This is a genomic window from Rothia endophytica, from assembly GCF_928381505.1.
Lineage (GTDB): Bacteria > Actinomycetota > Actinomycetes > Actinomycetales > Micrococcaceae > Rothia > Rothia endophytica_A.
The window spans coordinates 197,302-217,765 of sequence record NZ_CAKMSJ010000002.1; the positions used below are offsets into that span (position 1 = coordinate 197,302).

At 58.0% G+C, this 20,464-nt stretch carries 15 protein-coding genes and 6 tRNA genes; 14 read left to right on the forward strand and 7 right to left on the reverse strand.

Annotation, left to right across the window (positions count from 1 at the left end):
* Positions 1-25 precede the first annotated feature (25 nt).
* Both L6990_RS02915 and acnA read left to right on the forward strand, forming a co-directional pair.
* A complete protein-coding gene (locus L6990_RS02915; RefSeq protein ID WP_237202575.1) occupies positions 26-1,516 on the forward strand; it encodes a class I SAM-dependent RNA methyltransferase in 1,491 nt (496 codons plus the stop codon).
* Positions 1,517-1,896: 380 nt separating this feature from the next.
* Entirely contained in the window at positions 1,897-4,572 is a 2,676-nt protein-coding gene (acnA, locus tag L6990_RS02920) for an aconitate hydratase AcnA (RefSeq protein ID WP_237202576.1), read from the forward strand.
* A 174-nt stretch (positions 4,573-4,746) separates the two neighbouring features.
* On the opposite strand, the gene L6990_RS02925 is transcribed toward acnA, so the two are convergent.
* Together L6990_RS02925 and L6990_RS02930 are read right to left on the reverse strand one after the other, a co-directional pair.
* Positions 4,747-5,370 carry a mismatch-specific DNA-glycosylase gene (locus L6990_RS02925; RefSeq protein ID WP_237202577.1) on the reverse strand — a complete coding sequence of 208 codons (624 nt, stop codon included), beginning with the start codon at positions 5,368-5,370 and terminating at the stop codon, positions 4,747-4,749.
* 82 nt (positions 5,371-5,452) lie between these two features.
* Positions 5,453-6,982, reverse strand: a complete 1,530-nt coding sequence (locus tag L6990_RS02930; RefSeq protein ID WP_237202578.1) for an alanine/glycine:cation symporter family protein — start codon at positions 6,980-6,982, stop codon at positions 5,453-5,455.
* Positions 6,983-7,307: 325 nt separating this feature from the next.
* Here L6990_RS02930 and dxs point away from each other — a divergent pair, with 325 nt between their 5' ends.
* Positions 7,308-9,284, forward strand: coding sequence for a 1-deoxy-D-xylulose-5-phosphate synthase (gene dxs, locus L6990_RS02935; protein ID WP_237202579.1), 1,977 nt, complete (start codon positions 7,308-7,310; stop codon positions 9,282-9,284).
* Positions 9,285-9,362: 78 nt separating this feature from the next.
* Here dxs and L6990_RS02940 read toward each other — a convergent pair whose 3' ends face one another.
* The 3 genes from L6990_RS02940 to msrB all read right to left on the reverse strand — a co-directional run bounded on the left by L6990_RS02940 (position 9,363) and on the right by msrB (position 11,672).
* The gene (locus L6990_RS02940) at positions 9,363-9,851 is read right to left on the reverse strand and encodes a ubiquinol-cytochrome c reductase iron-sulfur subunit (protein WP_237202580.1); all 489 of its coding nucleotides are present in this window, start codon (positions 9,849-9,851) and stop codon (positions 9,363-9,365) included.
* Positions 9,852-9,854: 3 nt separating this feature from the next.
* Complete coding sequence (locus L6990_RS02945; protein WP_237202581.1) at positions 9,855-11,162, reverse strand: HRDC domain-containing protein; 1,308 nt, start codon at positions 11,160-11,162, stop codon at positions 9,855-9,857.
* An 87-nt stretch (positions 11,163-11,249) separates the two neighbouring features.
* Positions 11,250-11,672, reverse strand: coding sequence for a peptide-methionine (R)-S-oxide reductase MsrB (gene msrB / locus L6990_RS02950; RefSeq protein ID WP_237202582.1), 423 nt, complete (start codon positions 11,670-11,672; stop codon positions 11,250-11,252).
* Positions 11,673-11,846: 174 nt separating this feature from the next.
* Here msrB and L6990_RS02955 point away from each other — a divergent pair, with 174 nt between their 5' ends.
* Positions 11,847-13,115: an alpha/beta hydrolase family protein gene (locus L6990_RS02955; RefSeq protein ID WP_237202583.1), complete on the forward strand. Its 1,269-nt coding sequence runs from the start codon at positions 11,847-11,849 to the stop codon at positions 13,113-13,115.
* Here L6990_RS02955 and ybaK read toward each other — a convergent pair whose 3' ends face one another.
* Positions 13,116-13,610, reverse strand: coding sequence for a Cys-tRNA(Pro) deacylase (gene ybaK / locus L6990_RS02960; protein WP_237202584.1), 495 nt, complete (start codon positions 13,608-13,610; stop codon positions 13,116-13,118).
* 119 nt (positions 13,611-13,729) lie between these two features.
* Between ybaK and zapE the strand changes: the two genes are divergently transcribed.
* Positions 13,730-14,797, forward strand: coding sequence for a cell division protein ZapE (gene zapE, locus L6990_RS02965; protein WP_237202585.1), 1,068 nt, complete (start codon positions 13,730-13,732; stop codon positions 14,795-14,797).
* Positions 14,798-15,041: 244 nt separating this feature from the next.
* Here zapE and L6990_RS02970 read toward each other — a convergent pair whose 3' ends face one another.
* Entirely contained in the window at positions 15,042-15,611 is a 570-nt protein-coding gene (locus L6990_RS02970) for a GNAT family N-acetyltransferase (RefSeq protein ID WP_237202586.1), read from the reverse strand.
* 219 nt (positions 15,612-15,830) lie between these two features.
* On the opposite strand from L6990_RS02970, the gene L6990_RS02975 reads away from it, so the two are divergent.
* From L6990_RS02975 to L6990_RS03015, 9 genes are all read left to right on the forward strand, one after another.
* Positions 15,831-15,903: transfer RNA gene (locus L6990_RS02975), tRNA-Gly, on the forward strand.
* Between the two features lie 23 nt (positions 15,904-15,926).
* Positions 15,927-15,998: transfer RNA gene (locus L6990_RS02980), tRNA-Val, on the forward strand.
* Positions 15,999-16,045: 47 nt separating this feature from the next.
* Positions 16,046-16,121: transfer RNA gene (locus L6990_RS02985), tRNA-Gly, on the forward strand.
* Between the two features lie 199 nt (positions 16,122-16,320).
* A tRNA-Gly gene (locus tag L6990_RS02990) sits at positions 16,321-16,393 on the forward strand.
* Positions 16,394-16,443: 50 nt separating this feature from the next.
* Positions 16,444-16,517, forward strand: a tRNA-Cys gene (locus L6990_RS02995).
* Position 16,518: 1 nt separating this feature from the next.
* Positions 16,519-16,590 (forward strand) — tRNA-Val (locus tag L6990_RS03000).
* A gap of 445 nt (positions 16,591-17,035) precedes the next feature.
* Positions 17,036-17,749 (forward strand): succinate dehydrogenase cytochrome b subunit, encoded by a 714-nt coding sequence (locus L6990_RS03005; RefSeq protein ID WP_237202587.1) that lies wholly within the window; start codon positions 17,036-17,038, stop codon positions 17,747-17,749.
* 14 nt (positions 17,750-17,763) lie between these two features.
* Complete coding sequence (locus L6990_RS03010) at positions 17,764-19,704, forward strand: fumarate reductase/succinate dehydrogenase flavoprotein subunit (protein WP_237202588.1); 1,941 nt, start codon at positions 17,764-17,766, stop codon at positions 19,702-19,704.
* Complete coding sequence (locus L6990_RS03015; protein WP_237202589.1) at positions 19,701-20,453, forward strand: succinate dehydrogenase/fumarate reductase iron-sulfur subunit; 753 nt, start codon at positions 19,701-19,703, stop codon at positions 20,451-20,453. The genes L6990_RS03010 and L6990_RS03015 overlap by 4 nt, the downstream gene beginning before the upstream one ends.
* Positions 20,454-20,464: the final 11 nt, after the last annotated feature.

Here is a 20,464-nt window from a genome sequence, read left to right on the forward strand (position 1 = left end):
GCCATCAACCGCATTGAGAGATACCGTGACTAAACAGAACCAGCAAAACCAAGCACCCGAGTTTGAGGTGGGGCAACTCGTGGAGGTAACCCCCGAACGCGCTGCTCACGGTGGTGCTTTCGTAGCCCGTGTTGATGGTCGAGTGGTCTTTGTGCGCCACGGACTGGTGGGTGAAACCGCTACCGCCCGTATTACCGGGCGAGGCCCCAAGGGGCGCTTCTTCTTCGCTGATGTAGTAAAGGTAGATGTTCCAGCAATCGCCCGCCGCCCGCACCCCTGGTCTGCGGCTGATTCCCTGGCTCATGCCCAGCCTCTGGGCGGTATGGAGTACGGGCATATCGTGCCCACCGTGCAGCGCCGCTACAAAAAGCAGGTAGTAGCCGAGCAGCTGGCCCGGCTGGGTGGCGTACCCGCTGAGCATCCCATGCTCACCGACCTACCTATCCATGCATTGCCGGAGGCTCCCGGGGCTACTGGCGAGGGGTTGAACTGGCGGAGCCGCGCTCACTTCACCGTGGACCGCGATACCGGCAAAATTGCTATGTTCCCGCATAACTCCGGCACTCCCGTACCGGTTGATTCCTTCCCTTTGGTTGATTCCCGCATCGAAGAACTGGGCCTGGGCGAACTGTCTTTCACCGGCGTTAAGCGTCTGGACGTCGCTGTTTCTGCCACGGACATGCTGGCCATGGTCTGTACCGTTCCAGCCTCCCAGAACATGGCTGAGGTTGCCGATGCTGTCGAAGCCACTTGCTATGAGGCCTGGGGCAGTCTTGAAGACCGCCTCATCACTCTCATTTTCACCGCTGAAAAGCAGGCAGGACGCCGCCGCGGTGCTAAACCCGCTGACATTGTGCGCGGTGCCGGCAACACCGCCCTGCTGGAAACTGCTACCGTTTATGCCCAAGACTTCTACTGGAACGTGGCCGCTAACGGCTTCTGGCAGATTCACCGCACCGCACCCGAGACCCTGGGCAACGCCGTGCTAGATATGGCGCGTTTGCGCAAGGGTCAGACCGTCTACGACCTCTACTCCGGCGCCGGTCTTTTCACCGCCATCGCAGCGGACGCAGTAGGGGACAGCGGTACCGTCCTTTCGGTAGAAGGCTCCCCGGTCACCAGCAAAAACGCCGCCGACAACTTTGCTGAAGACGGCCCCTCTCGTACCCACCGCTCCGAACGCACCACCGTGCGTGTTGAGCGCGGCGATGTCTCCCGCGTCCTCACCGGGGTCACAGCAGAGGTAAAAGATGGAAGGTTCAAAGCCCCTGATGTCGTCATCGCTGACCCCTCACGCGAAGGGTGCGGCAAAGCGGTGATGCAGCAAATTGCTGACCTGAACCCGCCCACCGTGGTCTACGTTGCCTGCGACCCGGCAGCCCTGGGCCGAGATACTGCCTATCTGCGGGCATCAGGCTACCGCCTCATGCGGGTGGAAGCCTTCGACATGTACCCCAACACCCACCACGTTGAAACCCTGGCGGTCTTCACCAAGTACTCAGGCAACCAGCGATAGAACAAACCCGCAAGGATTTGCTCACCGGTTGCCAATCACCTGCCTGCCGACCCTCCCTACCCACTTCCTATGAACTTATTACTGGGGAATGGGTGCCCACACGTCATAAAACTGCAACATAATTAGGTCACGTTTTTCTTTCCGAAGTTGCTATCGTGCGGCAGGATTGCACACCATATCGAATACCGGCCTTAGCTATCTGAAATAAAGACTGTGTCCTGACCTGAAAATATGTGAATAAGGTGACACGCGGTACACTGGTCTCGATAGCTTAGCGTCAGAGTGTCCCTAAAGTGTGCATCACACACGGGCCGGCATCGCAGCCGGTTGGCACCGGGCGGTAGGCGAAGATGAAGACAGTGTCGAGAGGAGTCCCACATATGAGCACTGTGGATAGCTTCGGTTCAAAGGGCGTTCTGAACGTCAACGGAACCGAGTATGAAATTTTCCGTCTAAAGGCAGTTGACGGCTCACAGAAGCTGCCTTACTCACTCAAGGTTTTGCTTGAGAACCTATTGCGCACCGAAGACGGCGCCAACATCACCGAGGGTCACATCAAGGCACTTGCTAACTGGGACGCATCGGCTGAGCCCGACACCGAAATTCAGTTCACCCCTGCCCGCGTTATCATGCAGGACTTCACCGGTGTTCCCTGTGTGGTCGACCTTGCTACCATGCGTGAGGCCGTGAAGGAACTGGGCGGCGATCCCTCAAAGATTAACCCCCTGGCACCTGCTGAACTGGTCATTGACCACTCTGTTCAGATTGATAACTTCGGTACTTCAGATGCGATCACCCGCAACATGGACATCGAATACCAGCGCAACGGTGAACGCTACAAGTTCCTGCGCTGGGGCCAGACCGCCTTTGACGACTTCAAGGTTGTCCCCCCGGGCATGGGTATCGTGCACCAGGTCAACATTGAATACCTGGCACGCACCATCATGGCCCGCGAGGTTGACGGCGTACTGCGCGCCTACCCCGATACCGTTGTAGGTACCGACTCCCACACCACCATGGTTAACGGCCTGGGTGTTCTGGGCTGGGGCGTTGGCGGCATTGAGGCCGAGGCAGCAATGCTGGGCCAGCCCGTTTCCATGCTGATTCCCCGCGTGGTCGGCTTCAAGCTCACCGGCACCATTCCCTCCGGCGCTACCGCAACCGACGTGGTACTCACCATCACCGAAATGCTACGCGAACACGGCGTTGTGGGTAAATTCGTAGAATTCTACGGCGAGGGTGTAGGCCAGGTTCCCCTGGCTAACCGTGCAACGATCGGTAACATGAGCCCCGAATTCGGCTCAACCGCCGCTATGTTCCCCATCGACGAGAACACCCTTGAATACCTGCGCCTGACCGGCCGCAGCGAAGATCAGGTTGCTCTGGTTGAGGCTTACACCAAGGAACAGGGTCTCTGGCACGACCCCAAGGCTGAGGTTGAATACTCCGAGTACCTCGAACTTGACCTGTCCACCGTGGTTCCCTCTATTGCTGGCCCCAAGCGTCCTCAGGACCGCATCCAGGTATCGGATGCCAAGAAGCAGTTCGCTTCTGACATCAAGAACTACGGCGAAGCCGGCAAATCAGCATCAGTCTCCATGGCTGATGGCCGCGAGTTTGAGCTGAAGAACGGTGCGGTTTCCATCGCATCCATCACCTCCTGCACCAATACCTCTAATCCCTCTGTGATGATGGCAGCTGGCGTGCTGGCACGCAATGCAGCAGCCAAGGGCCTGACCTCCAAGCCCTGGGTCAAGACCTCTATCGCACCGGGTTCAAAGGTTGTTACCGACTACTACGAGAAGGCAGGCCTGCTGCCTGACCTCGAAGCCCTGGGCTTCTACGTTGTTGGTTACGGCTGTGCTACCTGTATCGGTAACTCCGGCCCGCTGGAGCCCGAGATTTCAGATGCTATCCAGGACAACGACCTCTCCGTTACCGCCGTCCTCTCCGGCAACCGTAACTTCGAAGGTCGTATCTCACCGGACGTCAAGATGAACTACCTGGCATCCCCGCCGCTAGTCATCGCTTACGCTCTGGCAGGCACCATGGACTTTGACTTCGAGAAGGACGCCCTGGGCACCGACGCCGACGGTAACGAGGTTTACCTGCGCGACATCTGGCCTGACCCCGCTGAGGTTCAGAAGATCATCGACGAGTCCCTGGACACCGCGATGTACAACAAGGAATACGGCACCATCTTTGATGGTGACGAGCGCTGGCAGTCCCTGGACACCCCCACCGGCAACACCTTCGAGTGGGACGCTGAGTCCACCTACGTGCGCAAGCCTCCTTACTTCGAGGGCATGAGCATGGACATCACCCCTGTTGAAGACATTAAGGGTGCTCGCGTGCTGCTCAAGCTGGGCGATTCGGTCACCACCGACCACATCTCGCCTGCTGGTTCCTTCAAGTCAGATACCCCTGCTGGTAAGTACCTGATTGAGAACGGTGTGGAGCGCAAGGACTTCAACTCCTACGGCTCACGCCGCGGTAACCACGAGGTCATGATTCGCGGTACCTTCGCGAACATCCGCATCAAGAACCAGCTGCTGGACGGCGTTGAGGGCGGCTTTACCCGCGACTTCACTGCTGGCGGCGAGCAGGCAACTGTCTACGATGCATCTCAGAACTACCAGGCTGCTGGCATCCCGCTGGTCGTTCTGGGCGGTAAGGAATACGGCACCGGCTCATCCCGTGACTGGGCAGCTAAGGGCACCACCCTGCTGGGCGTCAAGGCTGTTATTGCTGAGAGCTTCGAGCGCATCCACCGTTCAAACCTGATTGGTATGGGCGTCGTTCCCCTGCAGTTCCCCGCCGGTGAATCACACGAATCACTGGGCCTGACCGGTACCGAAACTTTCGATATCACCGGTCTGACCGAACTCAACGAGGGCACCACCCCCAAGACCCTGAAAGTCACTGCCACCGCAGAAGACGGCAAGGTTACCGAATTCGACGCTGTAGTACGCATCGACACCCCGGGTGAAGCTGACTACTACCGCAATGGCGGCATCCTGCAGTACGTTCTGCGTAACCTGGTGCGTGGCTCCTAAGTTCTAGAGCGCTAGCAGGTTCACGGTCTGTGGCCCCCACTTTTTAGTGGGGGCCACAGACCTTTTTGTTTGTTTTCTATGAGTTGGGACCAGATGAGTGTTCAAAGTATCTGTGGGCAATGAGGATTTGGGGAGGAATCTGGTCCCTTGTGTGTGGCGGCAGGGAGGGGGTGGCTAGGTGAGTGGCTGCGTGGAGTCCCAGACCTGCCGCCACTTATCCGCTAGAGAATCAATATTTTCGTGGGCGTTCAAACCGCTAGGCTGAGGCACGACCCAGAGCTGGCTCGCCGGGTTCCACCCCTCAATCTGGGAGGTGTCTTGTCGCCCCAGCTGAGCCTTCCTATCGCCGAAGGCCGTCCGATAGGCTGTGATGCCCGCAATCGCTACGGCCTGCGGTCTAAAGGCGTGGGTGAGGGCAACTAGCCTGGGGAGGGCATCCTTCAGCTCCTGGGCTGTGAGCTCGTCAGCTCGTGCCGTTGCCCGGTCAACCAGGTTGGTTATGCCGATACCCAGGCTGGCTAGCTGTTCCTCAACCTCGTCGCTCAAGCCGCGTGAAGCGTCCACCCTAGGGGTCACGATGCCAGCACGCTCTAGTGAGGGCCAGAACCTGTTGCCAGGGAAAGCAAAAGGAGCGTTGACTGCTGCCGTCCACAGGCCCGGGTTGACGCCCACAATCAGCAGGCGCAGGGGAGTGCCGGGAGGTGGAAGCCTGTCATCAAGGCTACCGTTGATAAAGCCTGCTAGCTGCTCGCGGCTGGGGCGGTCGCCGTTCAGAGGCGACGGGTGTGCTGTGCTCATATACTCACACTAAACCACAGCGCCCCCGCTCACAGAAAGTGAGCGGGGACGCTGATATAAGGAACGTGCTAAGGAGTGAGCGCTACTTGTTCTGAACCGGGATTGCTCCGGTCTTGACGTCGTAGTAGTTCTCCCAGAAGTCTGCGTTCTTGATGCCCAGTGGGCGGGGGTCAAACATGGGGTCCAGACCCTGCTTCTTCTGCTGTTCGTAGTCACGCAAAACCTGTAGGGCAGGCTTCTGGATAACCAAGATACCAACGATGTTGAGCCAAGCCATGAGACCAACACCAATATCACCCAGTGCCCAGGCGGAACCGGCTGTTGATACACAACCCAGGACAGTCGCTACAAGAATCAGAAGTTGCAAGCAACGAATGAGTGCGTTCGAGAGAGTCTGGTTGTTGAGGTTGCGGGTGAGGTAACGCAGGTTAGTTTCTGCCATGTAATAGTAGGCAATGATGGTAGTGAAGGCGAAGAAGGCCAATGAGATAGCAATGAAGATGGGGCCAGCACCAGGGATGAAGGTATCAAAAGCGTTCTGTGCGAAAGCTGGACCAACGGTGACGGTATCAGCCAGACCACCCGGGCCTTCAGCTAGCACAGGCGTATCAGCGGAGCCACCCTCGTAAACGCGGTACATTCCGGTCGACAGAATGAGGAATGCTGTTGCTGAGCAAACAAAGAGGGTGTCAATGTACACTGCCATAGCCTGGACGAAGCCCTGAGCTGCGGGGTGCTTAACCTCAGCGGCAGCAGCAGCGTGTGGGCCGGTGCCCTGACCAGCTTCGTTGGAGTAGATACCGCGCTTGACGCCCCATTCAACAGCGGTGCCGACGATGGCGCCGAAAGTTGCATTCAAGCCAAATGCTGAGGTGAAGATCAGGTTGATGACATCACCCAGCATACCGATGTTGATGAAAGCTACGATCATAGCGAGAACGATGTAAATGATAGCCATGACAGGTACTACGACCGAGGCAAAGGTAGCAATACGCTTAACGCCACCGACGACGATGAAAGCCAGCAGGATTGTAACGCCGGTAGCTGCCATCCAGGGATGAACGGATGGAAAAGCGCCTTCCATAGAGGTTGCGATACCGTTAGCCTGCACACCGGGGAGGAAGAAGCCGCAGGCTAGCACAGTGGCGAAAGCGAAAATTGATGCGTAGACCTTGAACAGCCCGGCGTACTTGGTGTGCTTGTAGGCCTTCTCAAAGTAGTAGGCGGGACCACCGCGGTATTCACCGGTAATCTTATCGCGTTCTTTGAAAACCTGACCCAGGGTAGATTCAATGAAGGACGTAGATGACCCCAGGAAGGCTACAGTCCACATCCAGAAGACTGCGCCGGGACCACCGAAGGCGATGGCGGTTGCGACACCGGCGATGTTACCGGTACCCACGCGCCCTGCCAGCGACATGGCTAGAGCTTGGAAGGAAGAGACCCCGTCTTTAGATGATTCACCCTTGAAGGTGCAACGAATCATGGTGGGGATCTGGCGAATCTGCAACAGGCGGGTGCGAATCGTGAAATACACACCTACAGCTAGGCAGAGATAGACCAGTACGGGGGACCAGATTATTCCGTTCACCCAGTCAATGACTGCGGTCATGATTTGTATCCGTTCGTGTGGGGCTAGCTGACGGTGCTAGCCGTGTAATGATGTCAGCCTCAGCGGCGTATAAAAACTGTGGAGGACCGCATAATGTGAGCTGTTGAACACTGATAATAAACGCTGGGTCAAACATATGGAAGTAGCCACGCGCCCTGAAACTTAAACGAAACACAAAAGGGGTGCCCAATGTTTGCCTCGTAAAATCGCTAATCGTTCGGTGAGCGGGTAAAGTTACTTTCCTGTACGACATAGTTTAATGACCGGTGAGCAGTGCTGAGCTACCAGAGATGCTTGGGTAAATCCGGTCCTTTAGGGAGCAACCGTGGGACTACTTGAAACGATCCGCGAACCGGGCGACCTCAACAGCCTGACTGCTGTACAGCTCACTGAGTTGGCGCAGGAGATCCGGGATTTTCTGGTGAAAACTGTTTCCCAGACGGGTGGGCACCTGGGCCCTAACCTTGGGGTTGTCGAGCTGACTATGGGTATTCACCGTGTCTTTAGCTCACCGCGTGACTCTCTGATTTTTGATACCGGGCACCAGTCTTACGTGCACAAGCTGCTGACCGGGCGGCAAAATTTTGAAACTCTGCGCCAAAAAGGTGGCATAGCGGGCTACCCTGAGCGGGCTGAATCTGAACACGACATCGTAGAGTCATCTCACGCGTCCTCGTCGCTGTCCTGGGCAGACGGCGTTTCTCGCGCGCGCCAGCTGGCAGGAGAAACTGACCGTTACACCGTTGCCGTCATTGGTGATGGCGCATTGACCGGTGGCATGGCCTGGGAAGCTATCAATAACATTGCAGCAGATAAGAGCCGCAAGGTAGTTATTGTGGTCAACGATAATGGGCGGTCCTACGCCCCCACGGTAGGGGGCTTTGCCAACCAGTTGGCTGCCCTGCAACACGAACTGCAAAACAAGCTGGATAAGGTGCGCCTGGACAGCCGCTATGAACGTACGCTGACCACTGCTCGGGAGAAACTTCAGCAGGGCGGGCCACTCGGCCGCATGGTTTACCAGGGCCTGCACGGTATGAAAGCTGGGCTCAAAGACGTCATGGTGCCCGGTGGCATCTTCGAGGATCTGGGCATGAAGTATGTGGGCCCGATTGATGGGCATGACCTTGAAGCGGTCGAATCAGCCCTTGAATCTGCTAAGAACTTTGGTGGCCCCGTAATCGTTCACGCAATCACTGAGAAGGGGCACGGTTACGCACCTGCCGTCAATGATAAGGACGACATGTTCCACGCCGTGGGCGTGATTGACCCCGAAACGGGTGAAGCCCTGGCTAAGCCATCGGATAAGTCCTGGACCTCTGTCTTTGCCCAGGAAATCAAAGAGATTGCCGACGAACGCAAAGATATCGTAGGTATTACCGGCGCCATGCTGATTCCGGTGGGCCTCAAACCTATGGCCGCGGCCCACCCTGACCGGGTCATCGATGTGGGGATCGCCGAACAGCACGCGATTGCCATGAGCGCGGGTCTAGCCTACGGCGGGCAGCACCCGGTCATTGCCCTGTACGCAACCTTCCTCAACCGCGGTTTTGACCAGTTGCTCATGGATGTTGCGCTGCACAAGGCGGGTGTAACCATTGTGCTGGACCGTTCAGGTGTCACCGGCCCCGACGGCGCCAGCCACCACGGTATGTGGGACCTGGCTCTACTGCAATTCATCCCGGGCCTACACCTGGCAGCGCCGCGTGATGCCGTAACCCTGCGCGAAGAACTGCGTGAAGCGGTCGCCATTGAGGACGCCCCCAGCGTCGTGCGCTACCCCAAGGGCTCGGTGGGTGCAGATATCCCTGCTCTTGAGAGACTGGCGGACGGCACCGACATCCTGGCGCGCACTGGGCAACCGCACACAGAAACAGGTCAGCGCGATGTCTTGCTGATTGGTGTGGGAGCCTTTGCCCGCCTGGCTTTGCAGGTGGCTGAACTACTTGAAGACCGGGGCGTGACCGTCACCGTGATTGACCCCCGTTGGGTCATGCCCGTGCCCGCTTCTGTGGTTAATCTTGCCGGGCAGCACCGCATCGTGGTGTCAATGGAAGATGGCGTGCGAGCAGGTGGTGTGGGTTCTCGCATCCGCCAGGAAATGCGAGCAGCAGGTATCGATACCGCACTCAACGAGTTGGGTCTGCCCGCTGAATTCATCAAGCACGCTGAGCGTCACGAAATTCTCGAAGAAGTTGGTCTGACACCCCAGAAGATTAGCTCTGATATCCTCTCCCAGCTTTCTGGCACCATGGTTCCCTTTGCCCGAGGTGAAGGCGAAAAGCCCAAACATACTCTCTAAGCTGCCCTAACGAAGGGCAACAGATACAGAAAAGGCCGGGGATAATCATCCCCGGCCTTTTGTGTCTAGTGGAAGACTTTAGCCTACCCAGATACGGTCGCCCTTGATTTCAAGAGGGAATTCCGCCAAAGCCGTTTCAGCCGGACCGCCCTGGGGAGCGCCGTCCTCATTGGAGAAGACAGAAGCGTGGCAGGGGCAGTTCATGGTCTTTTCTTTTTGCGCGTTAATCTGGCAGCCCTGATGGGTGCAGACTGACGAGAAAGCGTGGAAGGTGCCCTCGGTAGGCTGAGTAATCATCACGCTGGTTCCCTGAGCGGTAGCTTTGATAACGCCGCCAACCGGCACATCTGCTACAGCCGCCATGTCGGTGGGCTCTGCCGGGGCACCGGGGTCAATGGCCTCGGCAGTAACGTTAGAGTCCATGGAGGAGCCGCATGCGGTAAGAGCTAGAGCTCCTGCACCAGCTCCAACAGCGCCAACCGCTGAACGGCGCGTCATTCCAGCGTTTTCAGTGATTTCTTTGGCTGATGAAGAGTTGGCTGATGAACAACCACAGGTATTGCACACGGTTTACTCCTTAGAGGTAGAGGGGGCAGGGCCCAGAATCTCACCAAAAATCTCAGCAAGAGAGCCTACTACCACTTCAATTTGCCACTCTCGGGCTCCCAAATCAAGCAGGGCTGACCTAAGTCGCGCGGCGGTTGGCTCGGCGGGAGGGTCCCAGCAGAGACGGCGCAGAGTATCAGGCGACAAGAGGTTTTCCTGGGGCAGGGTAAGTTCCTCTGCCAGGGCAACTACCGCAGGTTTAGCCTCAGCAAAGAGCTGGGCTGATAGAGGGCGCTTAGTCTCCCACGCCTTCAGAGGTGGTGGCCCTTCTGCCGGGGTGGTGAAGGGGACCGGTTGAGTGTCGTTCTTAGCGTCGGTGATTGCCCTAACCCAGCGCGGAGCTTCTCGCTTGAGGGCACGCGTCTGGAAACCCGGAACCTGTAAAATTGCGGGAACCGAACGGGGCATGAGCCGGGCTGCTTGAATCAGAGCGGGATCGGGCAGCAGGCGCTTAGGCGCTACGTCCTTTGTTTGGGCAAGACGTTCACGCTCGTACCAGAGATTGCGCAACGCGGTCAGCTGACGGCGGTTCTTTAGCTCTCTAATTCCCTTAGTTTTACGCCAGGGGTCCTTTTTGGGCTCTCTTTCCCAGACCTCGCACTCATACCTAAACTCTTCGAGGGCGTACCCGAGCTTATCCTGCTCTCGTAACACCTCTTCAACGGCATCGCGCAGATCCAGCAGAATTTCGACGTCTAAGGCGGCGTAGTTGAGCCACTCTTCGGGCAGAGGCCGCTTAGACCAGTCAACCGATGAGTGCTCCTTGGCAAGTTTGAAACCCAAAAGGTTTTCTACCATGAACCCCAGGCCAACGCGCTCGAAGCCGGCCAGACGGCCGCCCATCTCGGTATCAAAAAGGGCGTCGGGGTACATCCCCAGTTCAGCCAGGCAGGGGAGGTCCTGGGTGGCAGCATGCAAGACCCACTCCACACCTGAAAGAGCATCATTGATGGGGGAGAGATCCTCAAAAGCTTCGGGATCAATGATGATGACGCCCGAATCTCCGCGCTTGAGTTGCACCAGGAAGGCACGCTGCCCGTATCTAATACCCGAGGCGCGTTCGGTATCGACGGCGACTGGTCCAGTCTGCTCAGATAACAGCTGGGCTACTCTCTTCAGCCCGCGTTCGGTATTGATGACGCTGGGTGTGCCCCCTGCTGGAGCATCAAGCCTAACCAGCTCAGGGATCTGAAGGCCACTGGGTAACCCAAAATCGCTGCTCACGGGCCCGGTGGGTGCCGCTGGAGTACCGGGGTTAGTAGATGCGGACATGGGCAGACTCTCTTTCGCGGCGGTAGGCATACTCAACTATTATGCCACCTTGTAGAAAACGGAAGCTAAGTCTGAGTTAAGCACGGGTTACTTCTGCACTGGCTTCTCTTCTAGGGTGAGGGAAACAGAGTTGATGCAGTAGCGCAGGTCGGTGGGGGTAGCGTAGCCTTCACCCTCAAAAACGTGCCCCAGGTGGGAATCGCAGGCGGCACAGCGTACCTCGGTACGCACCATGCCCATGCTGCGGTCCTGGATGTAACGCACGCTAGATTCGTCTGCAGGCTCATAAAAAGAGGGCCAACCGCAGTGGCTCTCAAATTTCTCGGTAGAGCGAAAGAGCTCAACCCCGCAGGCCCGGCACGAGTAGACACCTTCAGTGGTGGTGTCCCAGTATTCACCGGTAAAAGGACGCTCGGTGCCGCCCTCGCGCAGCACAGCATACTCGGTGGGATTCAGCACGGATTTCCAGTCTTTAACCACAGATCCAACGCCGGGTATAAAATCGTTCACGACAGTGCCTTTCTTTTTCAGTAGAGGGTATTTTTTTTACCCTACCTCTAGTAGCGTGCCGGCATACCTTCTTATTCCCGCTTCATACCCACCCAGGGCAGCTACCCTGCACGAGCGATGAAGTTGAGCACACCAACCCCGGCCGTGTCACTCCTGTGTTCTAAACTGGTCACTATGGTTCAACTAAGCCCTGAAGAAAAACCCGCGAAAATGTGGAAACCGCTGACCTTCGGCCTGGTATCGGGTGCGACCCTGGCTACCGTTGGTCTGGCAGGTTCAGCCGGTCTAGCCACCTATTTCGCCCGGCGCGTGGTGGTCCCACCCAAAACCCCGGTAGAGGACGTGCGGGTACACTCCCTGGGATATGACTCAGTTGATATCGCCGCAGGGCAAGAACCGAGCAGCATCAGAATAGACGCCACAGACCGCACCCGCGCTCGCGGCAATTACGGCTTATACTTTTCGGGCGGAGCGGGCTTCGCGGTGCTGGGGGAGGTCATCAGTTACTCACCCAAAGACCAGACCGTCACCCGGCAGATCCTAAAAATTATTCGTGGCGATATCTCAGACATCGAGCGGGGGCGACTGAGTGGAGTGGTAGCACCCCACCCTAGCGACGCTGGTTATTCTTCTGAAGATACTGAGCTTAATCTGCCGGTTGGGCCTGCCCCTGCCTGGCTGATTCGCCCCGGCGCGTCCCTTAGTGCGCAGCCAGCTCAGAAGGTTGAAAGCAGCCCTGCTACCAGTAGTTCAACCTGGGCCATCATGGTGCACGGTATGGGCGCGACCAGGGCTGAAACCCTGCGTGCCCTGAGCGCAACTCAGTCCCTGGGCCTCACCTCTTTGCATATGAGCTACCGCAATGACCGCGAAGCTCCCGCCTCAGAAGACGGCAGGTACGGGCTGGGGTTCACAGAATGGCGTGATGTTGAGGTTGCCATCGACTACGCCTTAGAGCACGGCGCGGACGACGTGGTGCTTTTTGGGTGGTCCATGGGTGGGTCTATTTCCTTGCAGGCTGCCGACAAGGCGCACAACCGAAAGCATGTTAGGGCCCTCGTATTGGACGGCCCCGCCCTCAATTGGATTGAACTGATTCAGTATCACTCTCAGCTCAACAAAATGCCCCTGCGTATTGGGCAGCTGGGTGTTTCGATGATTACCCACCCGGCGCTCAAGGTCTTCACCGGGCTCAAGGATCCCATCCGGCTAGAGGAAATCTCCTGGCCTCACCGGGCTTCAGACATTAAGGTACCTACCCTCATCATGCACTCAGTCGATGATGCCTATGTGCCGGTTGGCCCTTCTCAGGAGCTTGCCGCAAAGTCAGACCTCGTCGATTTCGTTCTCTTCGAGGGGGCAGCCCACACCCGCGAGTGGAACGTGGATCCCGTCAAATGGGAACAGACGGTGATTGACTGGCTAGAGCCCCGTCTTGGCTAGCTAGGAAGCTGCGATATCAGCGTAGGAACCGGCAGTGACCTCCACCAGGTTATCGCCGGTTAGCTCTACGTCCAGCCCTCGTTTGCCTCCCGAGACCAGCACAGTGTCAAAGAGCTGGGCAGATTCATCGACCAGCGTGGGGTGAGAGATCTTCTGCCCCAGCGGCGAAATTCCGCCCACCACATAGCCGGTGCGTTTCTGAGCGACCGCTGGGTCAGCCATCATCGCGGTCTTCCAACCCAGCGCCGCAGCGGCAGCTTTAAGGTTGAGCTTGCCACCTACCGGCACCACACAGACCGCGAAATCCTTTTCGTGATGGATCATCAGCGTCTTGAAAACCTGTTCGGGGGAGCGGCCCAGCTTCTGGGCAGCTTCAACCCCAAAGTTTGTTTCTCCGGCAGTGTGTTCATACTCCCGCACCTCAAAGTGCACCCCGGCGTCCTGTAAGACAGCTAGCGCGGCAGTAGCAGCAGCGGACTTCTTCTTTTTAGCCATGAGACAACCTTTCTCTACTACCCATCAACCCTAGTACCCTCGGGGCAGAGCGCAACATTGGGTAAAAGTGGGGTAGAGCACTAGACTAAGCCTGTAAGAATCACCGACACGCACACGGGATGAGAGTCACGCCCTTGGTCACCACCGTCCACCTCACCGATCGCACTCCCAACGTTTCAGCAGACGAACTGCTGGCGGGGTTCCGCCCCTCCGAACGGTTCGGTGAGGTTTCCTTTGACACCTACCGCCCTGACCCTGCCCAGCCATCACAACAGCAGGCCGTGGACGCCCTCCGCGCCTTCGGTGTCAGCATCAACGGGGGAAGTGCAGCAACAGGCGGCTTCTTCGGCAAGCTCTTCGGCGGCGGCAAGAAAAAACCAGCAACTAAGGCCGGGCTCTACCTGGATGGCGGCTTCGGTGTCGGCAAAACCCACCTGCTGGCCTCCCTCTGGCACTCGGTAGAAGGCCCCAAAGCCTTTGGTACTTTCGTGGAATACACCAACCTGGTGGGTGCCCTCACCTTCCGCAAAACCGTAGAAGCCCTCTCGGCCTACAAGCTGGTCTGCATTGACGAATTTGAACTCGATGACCCGGGTGACACCGTCCTCATGTCTCGACTCATGCGCGAACTGGCAGAAGCAGGGGTCAAGCTAGTCGCTACCTCCAACACCCTGCCCGGCTCACTGGGTGAGGGCCGCTTCGCCGCGGCTGACTTCAAACGTGAAATCCAGGTACTGGCCGAACAGTTCGACGTCATCCGAGTAGACGGCGAAGACTACCGCCACCGCGGACTACCCGCTGCCCCCTCCCCCGTCTCTGACGCGGACTTTGACACCACCGTCGCCCAAAACTTCGGTGACCTCGGCACCATCGCCGTAGACAGCTTCCCGGCTCTCATCGAGCACCTTTCCCGCGTGCACCCCTCCCGCTACCGCGAATTCATCAAGGGCCTTGATGCTGTCGCCTGGAAGAACGTGCAAACCATCGACCAACAAGCTGTAGCCCTGCGCTTCGTTGTGCTCGCCGACCGCCTCTACGACAAAGACCTCCCCATCATCGCCAGCGGCGTACCCTTCGACCGCGTCTTCACCCAAGAAATGATGGAAGGCGGCTACCAGAAGAAGTACTTCCGTGCGGTTTCGCGCCTTACTGCCTTGGCCCGTGAAGGCGGTAACCAGGGGGAGTGAGAAGGACGCGAAACCACTGCGTTCGCTCTTGTGAGCTCGCGCGCTCGCTCCCTCTCTCTCCGTCCCGCCTTACTGCCTTGGCACGTGAAGGCGGTAACCAGGGGGAGTGAGAAGGACGCGAAACCACTGCGTTCGCTCTTGTGAGCTCGCGCGCTCGCTCCCGCTCTCTCCGTCCCGCCTCACCGCACTGGCCCGTGAAGGCGGTAACCAGGGGGGAGTGAGAAGGGCGCGAAACCACTGCCCTCTAAACAGGGAACCCCTTTTCAGCCCACTGGGCGCGGGTCATGGTAGCTGTCCGCGCCGTCAGCCGGGGTTGCTCACCGTTGGGTAACCGGCGGTCAACCGTGCCCTCAGGCACCGTGCGGATGTCGCTAAAACCTACCGCAAGAGCTGCTTTCTCAGAGGCTGTGTTGCCCTCAATGGCAGTCCAGGTTAGCTGATTGAGCCCCATGCCCTGAGGGTCAAAGGCAAAACCCATTACGACAGCCAAAGCCTCTTTGAGGGTCCCCTTGCCCCGCATCTGCGGTGCCATCCAGAAACCCACCTCAGCTGCGTCGTCCTCAATATCAAACAGGGTAACCACGCCGGCAAAGACCCCGCTATAGTCAATACCCCATACCAGCTCACTACCATTGGACGCCGCAACGCGAGTGTAGTCAATGAACATACGCGCATTATCCAGGGTGTAGTCCAGGGGAATGCTCTTGCACCAACGCACAATCTCGGGGTCGATGCAGGCAGCGGCAATAGCTGCAGCGTCCGCATCTCGCAAGGGACGCAGGGTGAAACGTTCAGCAATCAAGCTTGGATACATGGCTAACCTCTCAATGCAGTAAACACTTCAATCCTAAATGGCTGTGGCGCAGTGCATAGACTAAAAAATTCTCTTGACTAGGGTGTGAAGGCCAAAAATTCAGCCCTGACTAGTGTAAATGGCGATTTCTGCGGGGTGTGACCTAATTTGGCAAGCGACCAAAAAGGCTGTAGTGTATATACACGTTGGTTCGAAGCGTGAAAACGCAACGTAACATCTGCGGTTGTAGCTCAGTTGGTAGAGCACCACCTTGCCAAGGTGGATGTCGCGAGTTCAAGTCTCGTCAACCGCTCGCAAAACCTCTTGTAGGTTTATGCGCGATTGGCGCAGCGGTAGCGCACTTCCTTGACATGGAAGGGGTCACTGGTTCGATCCCAGTATCGCGCACGCATGATACTCAAGTATCACGTAAAGAACTTCGGTTCAATTAATATGCGGTTGTAGCTCAGTTGGTAGAGCACCACCTTGCCAAGGTGGATGTCGCGAGTTCAAGTCTCGTCAACCGCTCCAAGAAAACCCCGGTCCTAGCGTCCGGGGTTTTGTTTTGCTCTCTCACAGTAAGCGGGCGTGCACTTTAGCGCCGAACGTGCGCTCTAAAGCCGCACATTCGGCGCTAATACGCACATTCACTGGGTAAGCGTCCAGGGGCCGGGAACAGCAACACCACATTTGCCAAGACCCCCCACACATCTGTATAGTAATTCGAGTTGCGGTTGTAGCTCAGTTGGTAGAGCACCACCTTGCCAAGGTGGATGTCGCGAGTTCAAGTCTCGTCAACCGCTCTCACGAAAACCAAAAGTTTTCGCCCCTCAAACCCCAGGTTTGAGCGTGTGGTGAGGTGGTCGAGTGGTTAGGCAACGGTCTGCAAAACCGTGTACGCGGGTTCGAGTCCCGTCCTCACCTCCACGCGCGATTGGCGCAGCGGTAGCGCACTTCCTTGACATGGAAGGGGTCACTGGTTCGATCCCAGTATCGCGCACAGATGATACATAGGTATCCGGTGCTCACTGTTTCATTACGGTGACCACTCCAGGAAATTTTTATTTCCTCGCCAGCTCGGAAAATTTCCTTCCGTCTGGTTCGATCCCAGTATCGCGCACAAAGAAGACTCCCTAGCTTTCAGCTGGGGAGTTTTTGCGTCTCTGGTTCTCCAAGCTCGCAGAGCTCGCTTATTACGCAGGCTCTTACAAGCTCGCGCGCTCGCTTCCGCCTGCTCCATCCATTAACGCGCACAAAGAAAACTCCCCAGCTTCTAGCTGGGGAGTTTTCGCTTTAAAACCTAAAGGTGAAAACCGAACAAACGTAAAAATTGAACTTAAACGGTTCAAGGTGGCATCTGGTCTAGAAACCACATTCCGAAAGTGTCAGGCTGAAAATGACGGTTTAAAAGCCCCCACAGGGCCCCACCAGCACAGGAACACCACATGACTTCGAGAACCCCCGCCGCCAAGCCTCCACTGATCTCCAACGTCCTCGCCAAGTACATTATGGCCATCACCGGCATCGTCTTCGCCCTCTTCGTGATGGTGCACATGTACGGCAACCTCAAAGTCTATAAAGGCCCTGAAGCCTTCAACGACTACGCCCTCTTCCTGCGAACCCTCTTCGAGCCGCTCTTCCCCTACGAGGGCTTCCTCTGGGTCTTCCGCGTCGCCCTGCTGGTCTGCCTCATCGGGCACGTAGGCTGCGCCGTTCTCCTGTCCTCCCGCGCCAAGAAAGCCCGCGGATCCCACAAACGCAGGGGTCTTAAAGGCTTCAAATCCTTCACCGCCCGCACCATGCCGGTCACCGGAATCGTTCTTCTGCTCTTTGTCATCTTCCACATTCTTGACCTGACCGCCGGCGTGGGTGTGGCACCCACCGACTTCCAGCACGGCAGCCAAGCAGGCAGTTTCGCCTACGAGAACCTGGTCGCCAGTTTCCAACGCCCTGTAGTAGCCCTCATCTACCTTCTTGCCATGGTCATTCTCTTCCTGCACCTAGCCCACGGGCTCTGGGCAGCGGTCTACGACTTCGGTGTGACCGTCAGCGAAAAAGCCCGCTCCTGGGTCATCCTCATTGCCGGTGTTTACGCGCTCATCGTCATGCTGGGCAACATCAGCATCCCCCTTGCCGTGCTCTTCGGGCTAGTGAAATAGAAAGATAAGCAATTATGGTTAACGTCAATATTTCCTACGCAGACCCCGTTGACGGCAAAGTGCCGGACGGCCCTCCCTCCACCGCGTGGGCTCGCCGCCGCGACGAATACAAACTGGTCTCGCCCCTCAACCGCCGCAAGTTCAAAGTCATTGTGGTGGGTACCGGTCTAGCCGGTGCCAGCTGTGCCGCGGCACTGGGGGAGCTGGGCTACCAGGTCTCTGCCTACACCATTCACGATGCGGCCCGCCGTGCCCACTCGGTAGCAGCTCAGGGCGGCATCAATGCGGCACGTGCCCGCAAGGTCGATAATGACTCCATCCACCGCTTCGTCAAAGACACCGTCAAGGGCGGGGACTTCCGTGGACGCGAGGCCGATGTTTTCCGCTTGGCCGAAGAATCGGTGAGCGTCATCGACCACATGAACGCCATTGGCGCCCCCTTCGCCCGGGAGTACGGCGGTCAGCTGACCACCCGCTCCTTCGGTGGTGTGCAGGTCTCCCGCACCTACTATACCCGCGGGCAGACCGGGCAACAGCTGCAGGTCTCGGCCTCCCGTTCACTCCAACGCCAGGTTGCAGCCGGTACCGTTACCCTGCACACCCATGAAGAAATGCTCGACCTCATCATCAAGGACGGGCGTGCCCGGGGCATCGTCACCCGCAACCTGAAAACCGGTGAGGTGCGGGCAGAAACTGCCCACGCCGTCGTCCTGGCAACCGGCGGATACGGCAACGTTTTTCACCGTTCAACGTTGGCAAAGAACTCCAACGTGACCGCTGCCTGGCGCGCAGTGCGCCGGGGTGCCTACTTTGCGTCCCCTTCCTACATTCAGTTCCACCCCACCGCCTTGCCGATTAGCCACAAGTGGCAGTCCAAGACCACGCTGATGTCTGAGTCTCTGCGTAACGACGGGCGTATCTGGGTACCCAAACAGGCAGGGGATGACCGCCCCGCCAACGCCATTCCCGAGGACGAACGGGACTACTACCTGGAACGCAAATACCCCGCCTTTGCCAACCTGACCCCGCGTGATATTGCCTCCCGCGCAGCTCGCGAACAGATTGAAAGCGGTCACGGCGTGGGCCCGCTGAAGAACTCGGTCTACCTAGACTTTAGAGACGCCAAGCAGCGCCTGGGCGTCAAAGTGCTGGACGAGCGCTACGGCAACCTCTTTGAGATGTACCGGGACGCAACCGGCGAGGACCCCCACGAGGTGCCTATGCGTATCGCCCCCGGTGCCCACTTTGCCATGGGCGGGTTGTGGACTGATTACGACCAGATGAGCAATATACCCGGGCTTTTTGTGGGCGGTGAAGCCGGCTGGGGCTACCACGGTGCTAACCGGCTGGGAGCTAACTCCCTGCTCTCTGCCTGTGTAGACGGCTGGTTCACCCTGCCCTACTCGGTGCCCAACTACCTGGCCCAGCACCTGGGCGAAACAGTGCTTGAACCTACCGACCCCGCCGTGCAGGGCGTCCTAAAGGACGTTTCAGAGAGGGTAACCCGCCTGATGAACATCGGCGGTAAAACCCCGGCAGACCGCATCCACGCTGAACTGGGTGAAATCCTCTACGAGGGCTGCGGTGTCAGCCGTACCGAAGCTAAACTCACCGCGGCCATCGAGAAAATCCGCGCCCTGCGGGAGGTATTCTACACCGACCTTTTCATACCGGGTAACCCCCAGAGCTTCAACCAGGAACTCGAACGCGCAGGACGCCTGGAGGATTACCTACAAATGGCAGAACTCATGTGCATCGATGCCCTGGACCGCAAGGAATCAGCCGGTGCCCACTTCCGCGAGGAATACCAAACCGAAGAGGGCGAGGCAGCCCGCAACGATGAGGACTGGTGCTTTGTCAGCGTCTGGGAAGAGGGCGCAGACGGTGCCCACATTCGCCATGCTGAACCCCTGGACTTCAAAGACATCACCCTAGAAACGAGGAACTACAAGTGAAACTCACCATTGAAGTCTGGCGCCAAGATAACACGGCTACAGCAGGCCGATTTGAGACCTACACCGTTACCGGCGCCTACGAAGAGATGTCCTTACTAGAGCTCATTGACTACCTCAACGACCAGCTGGTTTCTGAAGGGCGCGAACCGATTGCCTACGAGTCCGACTGCCGCGAAGGTATCTGCGGCACCTGCGGCATCACCGTCAACGACCAGCCCCACGGCCCGGTGCCCAACACGCCCTCCTGCCGCCAGCACCTGCGCTCCTTCAAGGACGGGGACAATCTCCGACTAGAGCCCTTCCGGTCCGAAGCATTCCCCGTCGTCCGCGACCTGGTGGTTGACCGCACCGCCCTGGACGACGTCATCCGCGCCGGCGGTTTTGTCTCGGTGGACGCTGGTACTGCCGCTGATGCTGACTCCATGCAGATCGGTCACGGGCGGGCTGAACAGGCACTCGACTTTTCAGCCTGCATCGGGTGCGGTGCCTGCATCGCAGCCTGCCCCAACGGCTCCGCTAACCTCTACGCCGGTTCGATTCTGCAAAGCTTATCGGTGCTACCCCAGGGCCAGGCTGAACGCTCATCTCGCGCCCGTAACCTGCTGGCAGAAGCCGATACCCACTTTGGCCCCTGCTCGGTTTACGGTGAATGTGCTGTTACCTGCCCGGCGGGCATCCCGCTCTCAGCTATCGCCGCCGTTAACCGTGAGCGGGCCCGCTCCGCCTTCCGTAAGGGTAAGGACGACTAGCCTCCTCGCTG

Coding starts and splice junctions, on each gene's coding strand:
- acnA (WP_237202576.1), top strand. CDS start 1,897: ATGAGCACTGTGGATAGCTTCGGTTCAAAGGGCGTTCTGAACGTCAAC.
- L6990_RS02925 (WP_237202577.1), bottom strand. CDS start 5,370: ATGAGCACAGCACACCCGTCGCCTCTGAACGGCGACCGCCCCAGCCGC.
- L6990_RS02930 (WP_237202578.1), bottom strand. CDS start 6,982: ATGACCGCAGTCATTGACTGGGTGAACGGAATAATCTGGTCCCCCGTA.
- L6990_RS02945 (WP_237202581.1), bottom strand. CDS start 11,162: ATGTCCGCATCTACTAACCCCGGTACTCCAGCGGCACCCACCGGGCCC.
- L6990_RS02955 (WP_237202583.1), top strand. CDS start 11,847: ATGGTTCAACTAAGCCCTGAAGAAAAACCCGCGAAAATGTGGAAACCG.
- ybaK (WP_237202584.1), bottom strand. CDS start 13,610: ATGGCTAAAAAGAAGAAGTCCGCTGCTGCTACTGCCGCGCTAGCTGTC.
- zapE (WP_237202585.1), top strand. CDS start 13,730: ATGAGAGTCACGCCCTTGGTCACCACCGTCCACCTCACCGATCGCACT.
- L6990_RS02970 (WP_237202586.1), bottom strand. CDS start 15,611: ATGTATCCAAGCTTGATTGCTGAACGTTTCACCCTGCGTCCCTTGCGA.
- L6990_RS03005 (WP_237202587.1), top strand. CDS start 17,036: ATGACTTCGAGAACCCCCGCCGCCAAGCCTCCACTGATCTCCAACGTC.
- L6990_RS03010 (WP_237202588.1), top strand. CDS start 17,764: ATGGTTAACGTCAATATTTCCTACGCAGACCCCGTTGACGGCAAAGTG.